This is a genomic window from Bacillus bingmayongensis (assembly GCF_000299035.1).
GTDB classification, from domain to species: domain Bacteria; phylum Bacillota; class Bacilli; order Bacillales; family Bacillaceae_G; genus Bacillus_A; species Bacillus_A bingmayongensis.
Genome location: NZ_JH921519.1, coordinates 118,845 through 131,948 on the forward strand (window position 1 = coordinate 118,845; position 13,104 = coordinate 131,948).

The 13,104-nt window shown below is 38.6% G+C and carries 13 protein-coding genes; 1 reads left to right on the forward strand and 12 read right to left on the reverse strand.

Annotated features, from left to right (window positions below; translation table 11 throughout):
• Positions 1 to 270: 270 nt before the first annotated feature.
• From Y7E_RS0121710 to Y7E_RS0121725, 4 genes are all read right to left on the reverse strand, one after another.
• On the reverse strand, positions 271 to 1,011 hold the full coding sequence (locus Y7E_RS0121710) for an alpha/beta hydrolase (protein WP_154652058.1): 741 nt from the start codon (positions 1,009 to 1,011) through the stop codon (positions 271 to 273).
• 198 nt (positions 1,012 to 1,209) lie between these two features.
• Entirely contained in the window at positions 1,210 to 1,443 is a 234-nt protein-coding gene (gene secG / locus Y7E_RS0121715) for a preprotein translocase subunit SecG (RefSeq protein WP_017153348.1), read from the reverse strand.
• Positions 1,444 to 1,538: 95 nt separating this feature from the next.
• Positions 1,539 to 2,231, reverse strand: coding sequence for an LrgB family protein (locus tag Y7E_RS0121720; protein WP_017153349.1), 693 nt, complete (start codon positions 2,229 to 2,231; stop codon positions 1,539 to 1,541).
• Positions 2,228 to 2,596 (reverse strand): CidA/LrgA family holin-like protein, encoded by a 369-nt coding sequence (locus Y7E_RS0121725; protein WP_017153350.1) that lies wholly within the window; start codon positions 2,594 to 2,596, stop codon positions 2,228 to 2,230. The genes Y7E_RS0121720 and Y7E_RS0121725 overlap by 4 nt, the downstream gene beginning before the upstream one ends.
• 357 nt (positions 2,597 to 2,953) lie before the next feature.
• Here Y7E_RS0121725 and Y7E_RS0121730 point away from each other — a divergent pair, with 357 nt between their 5' ends.
• Positions 2,954 to 3,907: a nucleoside hydrolase gene (locus Y7E_RS0121730; RefSeq protein ID WP_017153351.1), complete on the forward strand. Its 954-nt coding sequence runs from the start codon at positions 2,954 to 2,956 to the stop codon at positions 3,905 to 3,907.
• A 49-nt stretch (positions 3,908 to 3,956) separates the two neighbouring features.
• Here the strand turns inward: Y7E_RS0121730 and eno are convergent, their stop codons facing one another.
• The 8 genes from eno to rpoN all read right to left on the reverse strand — a co-directional run bounded on the left by eno (position 3,957) and on the right by rpoN (position 12,675).
• The gene (eno, locus tag Y7E_RS0121735) at positions 3,957 to 5,249 is read right to left on the reverse strand and encodes a phosphopyruvate hydratase (protein WP_017153352.1); all 1,293 of its coding nucleotides are present in this window, start codon (positions 5,247 to 5,249) and stop codon (positions 3,957 to 3,959) included.
• Between the two features lie 33 nt (positions 5,250 to 5,282).
• Positions 5,283 to 6,812 carry a 2,3-bisphosphoglycerate-independent phosphoglycerate mutase gene (gene gpmI / locus Y7E_RS0121740; RefSeq protein ID WP_017153353.1) on the reverse strand — a complete coding sequence of 510 codons (1,530 nt, stop codon included), beginning with the start codon at positions 6,810 to 6,812 and terminating at the stop codon, positions 5,283 to 5,285.
• Positions 6,809 to 7,564, reverse strand: a complete 756-nt coding sequence (gene tpiA / locus Y7E_RS0121745; protein WP_017153354.1) for a triose-phosphate isomerase — start codon at positions 7,562 to 7,564, stop codon at positions 6,809 to 6,811. The genes gpmI and tpiA overlap by 4 nt, the downstream gene beginning before the upstream one ends.
• A gap of 32 nt (positions 7,565 to 7,596) precedes the next feature.
• Positions 7,597 to 8,781, reverse strand: coding sequence for a phosphoglycerate kinase (locus Y7E_RS0121750; RefSeq protein WP_017153355.1), 1,185 nt, complete (start codon positions 8,779 to 8,781; stop codon positions 7,597 to 7,599).
• Positions 8,782 to 8,918: 137 nt separating this feature from the next.
• Positions 8,919 to 9,923, reverse strand: a complete 1,005-nt coding sequence (gap, locus tag Y7E_RS0121755) for a type I glyceraldehyde-3-phosphate dehydrogenase (protein WP_017153356.1) — start codon at positions 9,921 to 9,923, stop codon at positions 8,919 to 8,921.
• A gap of 26 nt (positions 9,924 to 9,949) precedes the next feature.
• Positions 9,950 to 10,978 carry a gapA transcriptional regulator CggR gene (gene cggR / locus Y7E_RS0121760; RefSeq protein ID WP_017153357.1) on the reverse strand — a complete coding sequence of 343 codons (1,029 nt, stop codon included), beginning with the start codon at positions 10,976 to 10,978 and terminating at the stop codon, positions 9,950 to 9,952.
• Positions 10,979 to 11,112: 134 nt separating this feature from the next.
• On the reverse strand, positions 11,113 to 11,358 hold the full coding sequence (locus tag Y7E_RS0121765; protein ID WP_017153358.1) for a glutaredoxin family protein: 246 nt from the start codon (positions 11,356 to 11,358) through the stop codon (positions 11,113 to 11,115).
• Between the two features lie 9 nt (positions 11,359 to 11,367).
• Positions 11,368 to 12,675 (reverse strand): RNA polymerase factor sigma-54, encoded by a 1,308-nt coding sequence (gene rpoN / locus Y7E_RS0121770; RefSeq protein WP_017153359.1) that lies wholly within the window; start codon positions 12,673 to 12,675, stop codon positions 11,368 to 11,370.
• Positions 12,676 to 13,104 lie beyond the last annotated feature (429 nt).

The following is a 13,104-nucleotide window of genomic DNA, read 5'->3' on the forward strand; positions in this document are numbered from 1 at the left end:
GAAACTTCTATAAACACTCGTTTTTCACCATTTATTCTGCTACTTATGTGCAGTAAAATTCTCATCTTAAAAGTTTATTTCTATATAAATTCATTTTGATTCCCCATCATCTAAGTCACGACTTTAAAAATAAAAGAAGATCTCCACTCGCTTTCTCCTTCTGTTCTAACATGGCATGGGGCTAAACGCTTCTATCCATGGGCGGATCCTCTCTTCCCACCTAAAAAGAATGATTTTAATACCCCCATGAAAAAAAGAGGCAACTAGATCTTACCAATCTAGTTGCTCCAAGAAGTTATATACATCTTCGTGTAGCTCATCACGTTGTTTATCAAGCGTAATGACATGCGTAGAATCTTCATACCACTTAATATCCTTTAAAGTGGATTCTACACCGTTATAGATAATATTTGCACTGTCTGTATTAATCATTTCATCATGACGTGCTTGTACAACAAATGTTGGTGCATAAATCATGTCGATATTGTTTCGTACATCACGAATTAAGTCTTGTAATGCTTTTAACGTATTCATTGGTGTCTTTTTAAATTCCATCATTTCTTCTGCAATTTGCTCTGGTGATTTCTGCTCACGCTTTTTATATTCACGCGCATAAGCCAATATACCTTGGTACATAATTTCTTCGCTCTTAATGTACATTGGGGCACACATTGGAACAACACCTAAAATTGGCAGTGTGTAGGCAAGTTTTAATGAGAATACACCACCTAGTGATAATCCAACAGCCGCAATTTTCTCATATCCTTGATCTTTCAAGTGTTGATAAGCAGCCATAACATCTTTCCACCAGTCTTCAGGACCTGTATGAACAAGTTGCTCTGGTGGTACACCATGACCTTTATAAATTGGGGCGTGGCAAGTATAGCCTTTTTTCTCTAAAAAACGCCCAAGCATACGTACATCAGCTGAGTTCCCTGTGAATCCGTGTAATAATAAAACAGCGCGGTCTCCACCTTCAAATGTAAATGGTTTCGGAGATGCTAATTTCATCATCTTCTTCTCCTCTTTCTCTTCTGTAATCTAGTCGTATTGTTTCTACCCTTAGTTTACCATAGTTCTATTTCCATAATCTAATTAGAAACTTTTTTCGAATAATGAAATACAAATGAGCACAAAAAAAGAAGAACCATTAGCACGAATCCGCTAACGCTTCTTCTTTTTCCATATCTTTTAAAAGCAAAGCCTTTACTATAAGTTCAAGTACGTAACACCAATTGTTAGTGCGAAAAATAGTACAGCTAAAACCACAGTAATACGACTTAATACCGCTTCAATTCCGCGTGCTTTTTGCTTACCAAATAATTGTTCTGCACCGCCTGAAATGGCACCTGACAGGCCTGAGCTATTGCTAGACTGCATAAGTACTAAAACAATCATTAAAATCGATACAATAATAAGTAAAACTGATAATAACGTATGCACCTGGCGTACCTCCTACATAGATTCGGTTAGTTTAAATGTTAGCATAAATTCTATAGAAAAGCGAGAGCTGTTCCTATCGCTCTCGCTTTCATCTATTACATAAACATCATTGCAAATAACGGTCCAAGCAGACAAGTTAATATCGCTGTTAATGTCATTGTTACCGACCCAATAACACCTTCATGTTCATTGTTTTTCATCGCTCTCATTACCCCCATAATATGAGATGCACATCCAAAACCGATTCCTTTACCAACAGAGTTTGTAACGCGGCTCCATTTTAATAAAATTGGTCCTGTAATAGTCCCTGTAATCCCAGCTACAACAACGAATGCCGCTGTTAATGATGGAACACCGCCAACTTGCTCTGATACGCTCATTGCAACTGGCATTGTTACTGATTTTGGTAAAGAAGATAAGATTAAGCTTTTATCTGTTCCCATAAGTGTTGCAATCACTAAGTCACTTGCAATCGCAACTGTTGTTCCAACTAATACACCACCAGCAATCGGTACAACATATTTTTGCAGTACGTGACGCTGTTTATAAAGCGGAATTGCAAATGCTACAACACCTGGCCCAAGCAGTTTGGAAATCCAGCCGCCACCACTTTCCATGTATTGTTGATATGGTATATCCAGCACAAGTAATAAGACAATCATTAATGCTGTTGCTACAAGCATTGGAATGGTAAATGGCGTTGGCAATACTTTATAAATCTTTTTAGATAATTGATATAATAACACTGTAAGAATAACCCAACCAATTCCGATTAATATTTGGCTCATCGCGTTTCTTTTTCCTTTCTATTCGCAAGATATTGTCCTGTATGCCCTGCGACGATAATAATTAAAAATGTACTCGCTACAATCGTAATGAAAAGAGAAATTCCTTTACTCATAAAAAAAGCACCGTAATTCATTAAGCCAATCGTTGGCGGAATTAATAAAAACGGCATAATAGCAACGAGTGTTTCTGCTCCTAAATCAAACCATTTCACTGGAAGAACCTTAAGGCTTAGTAAAACAAGTAATAGAAACATCCCAATCAAACTTCCTGGAATTGGAATGTCCAACATTTCTTGCACCCATGTTCCAATCATGTAAAACACGTAAAGAGCTGCAACTTGGACAATAATCTTTGTAAACTTCATGTTCATCATCCCTCATGTTTATACGATCTTCTGTTTTCTATTCTTATCATAGTATAAATTGTAAAAACCTGCAATTTATCAACTTGACAACAAAAATGACATATGTTATACGCTTACACCCTTGATATGACTGCATTTTCGAGCGGAATTTATGTCAAAAACATTGACCTAATCCTAAAAGTTTTTATTTTCTGAATTTTAATGTTGTTATTTTGATAAAATAAACCTTCTATCAAAAAGATGTAAAGCTTATTGTCCTTGATTAAAACGATTCTATCCTTACCGGAATGACATATATTTCCAACTACACAGCACGAATATCATTTTCATTTTATTAAAGCTACGGGTGGTGAACATATGACCAAAAAGGTTTTGATTTTTGCTGATCCTGGCATTGATGATACAATCGCTCTCATACTCGCATACTTTGCAAAGGAAATCGAAATCGTTGGCATTGTTGCGGATTATGGAAATGTTCCCAAAAAAATGGCGGTGGAAAATACCTTGTTCCTCCAAAACAAGGTAGGAGATACAAATATTAAAATATTTAGTGGTGCTGAAAGACCTCTTACTAATGGTAGTGCTGATTTCTTTACTGATGTTCATGGTACACATGGATTAGGTCCTCTTGTACCGAATGAATCTCTTCCAGATGGACAATTAGAGAATTTTTTTGAAGTTATAAATGTTATTAAGAAGCATAAAGAGGAATTAATTATTGTAAGTTTAGGTCGCCTAACATCACTTGCAATCTTATGTATTTCATATGAAAATTTAATGAAACAAATCAAATCTTACTATGTAATGGGCGGTGCTTTTTTGCACCCGGGTAATGTAACCCCTGTATCTGAAGCAAACTTTTATGGTGATCCTGTCGCTGCCAATGTTGTATTGCGATCTATTCCTAACATGTCTATATATCCACTGAACGTTACACAATACTCTATCGTTACTCCTGAAATGGCCGAATACATTGATGCAAAAGGAAAAGCACCTCTCTTCAAACCTCTATTCAATCACTACTATTATGAGTACTATCAAAAAACATTGCCACAATTAAAAGGTTGTCCTTTTCATGACACTATGCCTATTATGGCACTTCTTGACGATTCCATGTTTACCTACTATGATAAATCACCCATTTGTGTCATGAGTGAATGGGTCGCTCGCGGACAAAGCATTGCGGGTTTCCGCTCATTGGCTGGTTCCAAACCTTTCATCAACTGGCCTTCGCAGCGAATTGCAATTGACTTTAATTATAACCAATTCTTTAAACACTTTATGACGATTATGACAGATGAGGAATTTTAATCAAAAAAACAGACCGTGATTTCTCACGGTCTGCCTTTATTTTCTACAATTATTTTTTTAGGTTGTAGAAAGATTTTAAACCATCGTAAACAGCGATTTCGCCTAGTTCGTCTTCGATGCGTAATAATTGGTTGTACTTAGCAATACGGTCAGTACGGCTCATAGAACCAGTTTTGATTTGGCCAGCGTTAGTTGCAACTGCGATGTCAGCGATTGTAGCATCTTCAGTTTCACCAGAACGGTGAGATACAACTGCTGTGTAACCAGCACGTTTAGCCATTTCGATTGCTTCGAAAGTCTCAGTTAAAGTACCAATTTGGTTAACTTTAATTAAGATTGAGTTAGAGATACCTTTTTCGATACCTTCAGCAAGTTTTTGAGTGTTAGTTACGAATAAGTCGTCACCAACTAATTGAACTTTTTTGCCAAGACGGTCAGTTAATAATTTGTGGCCATCCCAGTCGTTTTCGTCTAAACCATCTTCGATAGAGATGATAGGGAAGTCGTTGCAAAGACCTTCGTAGAAATCAACCATTTCTGCAGAAGTTAAGCTACGGCCTTCACCTGCAAGCTCATATTTACCAGTTTCTTTGTTGTAGAACTCAGAAGACGCAACGTCCATTCCTAAGAATACGTTCTCGCCAGCTTTGTAACCAGCTTTTTCGATAGCTTCGATGATTACTTCTAATGCTTCACGGTTAGAACCAAGGTTTGGAGCGAATCCACCTTCGTCACCTACTGCAGTGTTAAGACCTTTGTCATGTAATACAGCTTTTAATGCATGGAATACTTCAGCACCCATACGGATTGATTCTTTGAATGTTGGAGCACCAACTGGTAAAATCATGAACTCTTGGAAGTCAACGTTGTTATCAGCGTGAGAACCACCGTTGATGATGTTCATCATTGGAGTTGGTAATTGTTTTGCATTGAATCCACCAAGGTAACGGTATAATGGAAGACCTACGAAATCAGCTGCTGCGTGAGCTACTGCCATAGATACACCAAGGATAGCGTTAGCGCCTAATTTACCTTTGTTTGGAGTGCCATCTAATTCGATCATAGCACGGTCGATACCAGCTTGGTCAGTTACGTCGAAACCAACGATTTCTGGAGCGATAATTTCGTTTACGTTATCTACTGCTTTAAGAACACCTTTACCAAGGTAACGAGATTTGTCACCGTCACGTAATTCTACTGCTTCGTATTCACCAGTAGATGCACCACTTGGTACTAATGCGCGTCCGAATGCGCCACTTTCTGTGTAAACTTCTACTTCTACAGTTGGGTTACCACGAGAGTCTAGGACTTCGCGAGCATAAACATCAATAATTGTTGACATAATATTTTCTCTCCTTTTATATGTGCAATTTAATTATTTAATAATTGTTTTACCTGTCATTTCTTTCGGTTGTTCTACATTTAAGAGTGTAAGCATTGTTGGAGCGATATCTCCTAAAATACCGCCTTCACGAAGCTCAACATCATTTTTTGTAACGATGAAAGGAACCGGGTTCGTTGTGTGAGCTGTCATTGGTTGTCCGTCAGAAGTTAATTCCTGATCAGCATTACCATGGTCAGCAGTAATAAGTGCTACACCATCTTTTGCAAGAATCGCTTCTACAACTTTTCCTAAACATTCGTCAGTTGCTTCTACTGCTTTAATTGTTGGTTCCATCATCCCAGAATGGCCAACCATATCACAGTTTGCAAAGTTAAGAATGATAACATCATGTTTATCATTTTCGATTTCATTTACTAAAGCGTCGGTTACTTCGTAAATGCTCATTTCAGGTTTCAAGTCATATGTTGCAACCTTTGGTGAGTTAATTAAGATACGCTCTTCTCCTGGGAATTCAGCCTCACGACCACCGCTAAAGAAGAATGTAACGTGTGGATACTTTTCAGTTTCCGCGATGCGAAGTTGTTTTAATCCCGCTTGCGCAACAACTTCACCTAATGTGTTATCAAGGTTCATTGGCTTGAATGCCACGTAACCATCTACAGTTTCACTAAAGTGTGTCATACAAACAAATTCTGGAATGTGAGGTACTTTTTCACCACGATCGAACTCACGGAAGTCTTTGTTTGTAAATACACGTGCAATTTGAATTGCGCGGTCTGGACGGAAGTTATAGAAGATAACTGCATCATCATCATTGATTGTTGCAACTGGCGTTTCATCTTCATTAACAATTACAGACGGCAATACGAATTCATCATAGATACCATTCGCATATGAGTCTTCTACACACTCATGTGCTGATTTATAAGTAGGTCCTTCGCCATTCACCATAGCACGGTAACATTTTTCAACGCGATCCCAACGCTTGTCACGATCCATGGAGTAATAACGACCGGAGATAGTCGCGAATTGTCCTACTCCTGTTTCTTTGATTACTTCATTTGTTGCATCGATATAACCTTTTGCTGTTTGCGGTCCAACATCGCGGCCATCTAAGAATGCATGGATGTATACTTTCTCCACGCCTTCTTTTGCAGCTAAGCGAAGTAGTGCAAACATATGGTTCATGTGACTGTGCACACCACCATCAGAAAGTAAACCGAATAAATGAAGAGCTGTACCTTTTTCTTTTACGCTTTTAATTGCATTTTGGAATGTTTCGTTCTTATCGAACTCACCTTCACGAATTGCAACGTTCACACGTGTTAAGCTTTGATATACTACGCGGCCAGCACCAATGTTTAAGTGACCAACCTCAGAGTTACCCATTTGACCTTCTGGAAGACCTACCGCCTCACCACACGCTGTCAGCGTTGTGTGAGGGAACTTGTTCCAGTAACCGTCAAAATTAGGTTTCTTAGCTTGTGCTACAGCATTCCCGTAAGTTTCTTCACGTAGTCCGAAACCGTCAAGAATGATTAAAGCTGTTGGCTTTCTCATTTTACCGCCTCCAGAAGACCTAAGAAGGAAGCAGGCTCTAAGCTAGCACCGCCAACTAAAGCGCCGTCGATATCAGATTGTGCCATATACTCTTTAATGTTTTCTGGTTTTACGCTACCGCCGTATTGAATACGAACAGCTTCTGCAGCTGCTGGAGAAACAGCTTCTGCAACAACTTTACGGATGTGCGCACATACTTCGTTTGCATCTGCAGAAGAAGAAGATTTACCTGTACCGATAGCCCAAATTGGCTCATATGCGATAACAGTAGCTTTAACTTGCTCTTCTGTTAAACCTGCAAGTGCTTTTGTCACTTGACCTGCTACTAGATCAAATGTTTTTCCGCTTTCGCGCTCTTCTAAAGTTTCACCACAGCAAACGATTGGTGTTAAACCATGTTCAAATGCTGCAAGAGTCTTTTTGTTTACTGTTTCGTCTGTTTCAGCAAACATTTCACGACGCTCAGAGTGGCCAAGTACTACGTAGCCTACTTTTAAGTCGCTAAGTGCTACCGGGCTAATTTCGCCAGTGAATGCACCATTTTTTTCGAAGTGCATGTTTTGTGCACCTACTTGTAAGTCAGTTCCTTCAGTTGCTGTTACTAAGCGCTCTAAGAAAAGAGCTGGAGAGCAAACTACTGCATCAACAGCTGTAGCTGCTGGGATTTGACCTTTAACTTCCTCTACGAAGCTAACTGCTTCAGATAGAGTTTTATTCATTTTCCAGTTACCTGCGATAATTGGTTTACGCATGCTTTGCACCGTCCTTTTTCTTTGGCTGCTACTTATTTGTCGTTAAGACAAACTACACCTGGAAGCTCTTTACCTTCCATGAATTCTAATGACGCACCGCCGCCAGTAGAAATGTGGCTCATTTTATCAGCCATACCGAATTTTTCAACAGCTGCTGCAGAGTCACCACCGCCGATAACAGAGTATGTACCTTCTGCATCTGCTAATGCTTGTCCTACTGCTTTTGTACCTTGAGAGAATGGAGTCATTTCGAATACACCCATTGGTCCATTCCATACAACAAGCTTAGAGTTTTTAATTACATCTGCATAAATTTCACGTGTTTTTGGTCCGATATCCACGCCTTCCCAGTTTGAAGGGATAGAGTCGATACCAACGATTTTAGTTGTCGCAGTTTCAGAGAATTCCTCTGTGATTACAACATCAACTGGCATGTAGAAGTTTACGCCTTTTTCTTTTGCAAGTTGCATAAATTCTTTTGCTAGTTCAATCTTGTCATCTTCACATAGAGATAGACCAATTTCATGACCTAAAGCTTTAACGAATGTGTAAGCAAGGCCTCCACCGATGATTAAGTTATCTACTTTGTCTAATAGATGACGAATTACACCGATTTTATCTTTTACTTTCGCACCACCGATGATTGCTGTGAATGGACGATCTGGATTAGAAAGTGCTTTTCCTAGTACTTCTAATTCTTTTTCCATTAATAAGCCTGATACTGCTGGCAAGAAGTCTGCAATACCTGCAGTAGAAGCGTGAGCACGGTGAGCTGCACCGAATGCATCGTTTACGAAGATATCAGCAAGAGCTGCAAATTCTTTCGCAAGTTCTGCATCGTTCTTTTCTTCGCCCGCATAGAAACGCACATTTTCAAGAACTAATACGTCGCCTTCGTTCATTGCTGCAACCATTTCTTGTACAGCAGGTCCGAATGCTTCGTCTGCTTTTTTCACGTCTTTACCAAGAAGCTCGCCTAAACGTGCTGCTACTGGAGTAAGACGCATTTCTTCTACTACTTGACCTTTTGGACGACCTAAGTGGCTCGCTAAAATAACTTTCGCACCTTGCTCTACTAAATATTGAATTGTAGGAAGAGCTGCACGAATACGAGTCTCGTCTGTAATTTTGCCTTCTTTCATAGGTACGTTGAAGTCAACGCGGCAAAATACACGTTTACCCTTTAAATCTACGTCACGAATTGATTTTTTGTTCATTGGATTTCCCTCCGACTAGTTAGGATTGACAAAACCCATTCAAAAGCTTATCACATTTGCTTATAAAACGAAAGAAGGGAGAGGGAACAAACCCTCTCCCTCGTTTTGTCATTGATAACTTATAAAGAAGTTATGAATTAAAGACCTTTAGAAGTCATGTATGCTGCTAAGTCTACTACACGGTTAGAGTAACCAGTTTCGTTATCGTACCAAGAAAGTACTTTAACCATGTTACCTTCCATTACCATTGTAGATAATGCATCGATTGTAGAAGAGTTTGTGCATCCGTTATAGTCGATAGATACTAATGGCTCTTCGCTGTATCCAAGGATACCTTTTAATTCGCCTTCAGCAGCTGCTTTGAACGCTGCGTTTACTTCTTCAACTGTTACTTCTTTGTCAAGTTCAACAACTAAGTCAACAAGAGAAACGTTAGCAGTTGGAACACGTACTGCGCCACCGTTTAATTTACCTTTAAGTTCTGGTAATACTAATGCTACAGCTTTAGCTGCACCAGTAGATGTTGGAATCATGTTTTCAGCTGCTGCACGAGCACGACGTAAATCTTTGTGTGGTAAGTCTAAGATTTGTTGGTCGTTAGTGTAAGAGTGAATTGTTGTCATCATTCCGCGTTTTACGCCGAATTTTTCGTTTAATACTTTAGCGAATGGAGCTAAGCAGTTTGTAGTACAAGAAGCGTTAGATACTACGTTGTGGCTAGCTGCATCGTATTGTTCGTGGTTAACACCCATAACTACAGTGATATCTTCGTCAGAAGCTGGAGCAGAGATGATAACTTTTTTAACTGATCCACCTAAGTGTTTTTCAGCGTCTGCTTTTTTAGTGAAACGTCCAGTAGATTCTACTACGATTTCTACTCCGTAGTCGCTCCATGGTAATTGAGCTGGGTCACGCTCAGCGATAACTTTAATTTCTTTGCCGTTAACAACGATGCTGTTTTCGTTAGCAGATACTTCTGCATTTAAAGTTCCGTGAACTGTGTCATATTTTAAAAGGTGAGCTAAAGTTTTAGCATCTGTTAAGTCGTTGATTGCTACTACTTCTACCTCTGGGTTGTTAAGAGCTGCGCGGAATACGTTACGTCCGATACGTCCAAATCCATTAATACCAATTTTAGTCATTTGAATTTCCTCCTTGGGGGATTATATTAAAGGGTAATACCCTTTGTTAACTGTTTTGCTGCACCTTCATCTGTAATTAGAATGGAAGTGTGCCCTTGTTTAATTACAGCCTGTATTGCTTTTGCTTTTGAAGAACCTCCAGCAACTGCAACAACGTGAGATACATGATGTAAATCTTTTAGTTGCATGCCTACTGTTTGTACTTTATGAACGACATTACCTTGTTCATTGAAGTAATAACCGAAAGCTTCGCCTACTGCTTCGCTTGCTTTAATTTTCATCCAATCTGCTTCTGAAGTACTTCTGCGACGTGCCATCGTTAATGCATCACCAATTCCATGAATGACGATATTGGAAGATCGAATCAACTCAAGAACTTCTTTCACGGAAGGCTCTGTAACAATAGACGCATATGCTTCGCTGCTAACATGGTCTGGAACATACAATAAGCGGTAATTACTCATCGTATTCTGTGCCATTTTTGCACAAATAGTATTGGCCTCTAATTCGACACCTTCTCCAATTCCACCACGTGCTGGGACAAATAGCATATGTAAATCCTTGCAATCCAGTTGCATCATGTCCGCAACAGCAGCTAGCGTTGTTCCTCCAGCCACAGCAACGATATTATTCGCTGTCAAACGGTCTTTTATACAAGTTACACAAGCACGGCCCATCTCCAGTTTGACCCAAGGTGAATCATCACTATCACCAGGGACAACGAAAACTTCATCCAAGTCTAATGTTTCCTTAAGTTGTTTTTCTAAAACCTTTAACCCGGAAATTTCTTTCATAAAGTCTTCCAAAGCAAGAACCAAAGCTGTTCCTTCTTCTGTTAAAGTCATCCCAGAAGAAGCGACGTGAACTAAGTTTTGTTCTTTCAAAACTTGCACTTCACTTCGCAGTACTCGTTCTGTCATACCAAGACTTGCAGATAAGTTTCTTCTTCCAATCGGCTGCATGAGACGAATGTACTGAAGAATTTGCATTCTCGTTTGCATAACAGGTAGCAGATCGGGTAATAATTTTTTCGTATTCTGAATCCATGAGCGCATATCATTTCTCCTCACTACATTGGTTCATCACCTCCGTGGTCACTTTATGTCCCGTAGTGACATTTTGTGTCCCACATAGGTTAAAAAAATAATCCCTGCTACGTGTATTATTGTAACAGGAGATAGAAACTTATTCAACTCTTAACTGCATTCTTTATATAGTTTATTATGGCATCTTTGTGAATGACACCGCATTCCGCCTGTTTTCCGTCAATTTCCACGACGGGAATCATGATTTGATACCTCTCTAAAAGCTCTTCATTGTCATATATATCTATTTCCTCGATTTCAAAAGAATATACATGTTGTATCTCTTTCAAAACCTGCTTTGCTTTTACGCAAAGACCACATTCTGTTTTTGTATATAAAACAACTTTCATCTTCTTCACCTATCCAATTGTTTTTCTCAGAGAAGAAGCGGGAATATTCATTTGTTCTCGATATTTCGCAACTGTTCTACGAGAAATAACGATCTCATGCTCTTCTTCTAACAATTTTGAAATTTTTTGATCTGAAAGTGGTTTTTTCTTATTTTCTTGTTCTACAAGCGTTTGAATCAATTGCTTTACGCGCTTTGTAGAAACTGCTTCATCTTCTGTTGTAACCACTGCGTTACTAAAAAATGACTTCATTTCAAATAATCCGTGCGGCGTTTGCACATATTTATTACGTGTAGCACGGCTAATGGTAGACTCATGTACACTTAATTCTTCTGCTACTTCTTTTAAAGAAAGTGGTTTTAAATACTCCGGACCTTTCCAAAAGAAATCTCGTTGTTTTTGCATAATAATCTCCATTACTTGCAAAAGCGTTTGTTTCCGTTGCTTTAAACTGCGCATAATCCACTGTACATGCTGATACTTCTCAGATACATAGGAAGCAACTTCACTCTCACTATTATGAAGAAGTGCACTATACTCTGAATGAATTTCGATTCTTGGCATATTGCGTTCATTCATTTGTAAAACAAGGCGATCTCCATCTTTTTTTACAGCCATATCAGGAACAATATAAAGTGGTTTTTCAGAGCTAAACGCAAGCCCTGGTTTTGGCTGAAGCGATGTAATACAATCAACAGCTGATTGTAATTCCTCATTACTACATTTCATGACCTGGATAAGTTTCCGCCAATCTTTCTTAACAAAATAAGCGAAATATTCATCCACAATCACTTCTGAAAGTACATTCTTTTTTTGTAAGCGCTTCAACTGAAGTGATAGACATTCCTGAATATTACGCGCTCCCACCCCTGCTGGCTCTAATGACTGAACAAGCTTCATAGAACGTTCTACTACACCAATAGGTGCGGTCAGTAACTCTGCTAATTCTTCATTGGTTTCTTGTAAATAACCATTCTCATCCATGTTCATAATGATGAAAGAAGCTGTTTTCCGCTCCACTTCATCTATTTTGTAATACTGTATTTGATCCAATAAATGTTGCTGAATCGTCGTCGAATCCACGCTGTAAATTTCCATTTGATTGTCGACTTGTTTGCTTGCACTTTTACTTTTGCTTGAGCTCTTTTTCTTCTCCCTCTCAAAGCCATTTAACTCAATAAGGGGATTCTCCATCGATTGCTCATACAAAAACTCCGATAGTTCCTGCACATTATATTGGAGCATTGTAATCGCTTGTCTTAACTCTTGTGTCATGGCCAAACGTAAGCTTTGTTCTTGTAAAAGACTTGCCTTCAAACTAATCTCCCCCTTGTTTCTATTGTACAATAAGTTTATTAAAAGGAGAATCCTACATGGATACCCATTCCAAAATATTATTAATTTATATGTATTAATGACGTTTACATCTTACAACTGCAAAATGAATAATATTGAAAGAAAACAATAATTTATTACCATGTACTAATAGTAAATCTTATAATCAGATATAACAAGAGGGAAAATAAAAAGTCCTAACCTACAAATGTAAGTTAGGACTTTTTGACGCGCCCAGAGGGATTCGAACCCCCGACAGACGTGGTACCGGAAACCACCCATTAACTTTTACGTAAAATATCAGTAAAAACAAGGTATTTCCTTATATATAATATAGAAATAATCTTTTTAGACATGAACATACAACGTTATGTATGCTAATCTATTTCGATTATAAACGCTTCCTTACCT